At 14.2% G+C, this 353-nt stretch carries 1 protein-coding gene; it reads right to left on the bottom strand.

Annotated elements, in window-relative coordinates:
* Positions 1–112 precede the first annotated feature (112 nt).
* Positions 113–353, bottom strand: a 241-nt coding sequence (locus tag ACR6JA_RS22250; protein ID WP_494599570.1) for a hypothetical protein, incomplete at its 5' end; no start/stop codon positions are given.

Here is a 353-nt window from a genome sequence, read left to right as displayed (position 1 = left end):
TTTTTTTTTTTTTCGTTTTTTTTTTTTTTTATTTATTTTTTTTTTTTTTTTGGTTTTTTTTTTTTTTGTTTTTTTAAAATTATTTTTTTTGTAAATTTTTTTTTTGTTTTATTTATTTGGTTTTTTTTTTATATTTTTTTTTTTTTTTTTTTTTTTTTTTTTTTTTGGTGGGGGGGGGGGGGGTTTTTTGTTTTTTGGTTTTTTTGTTTTTTTGTGTTTTGTTTTTGTTTTTTTTTTTTTCGGTTTGTTTTTTTTTTTTTTTTGTAATTTCTAATTTTTTTTGTATGGGTTTTTTTTTTTTTGGTGGCTTTTTTTTTTTTTTTTTTTTTTGCTTTTTAATTTTTTTTTTTTTT

The organism is Cedecea sp. B1(4) (assembly GCF_059414925.1).
The sequence above is the reverse complement of the archived record's forward strand: the minus strand, read 5'-3'. Positions and strand labels throughout refer to the sequence as shown.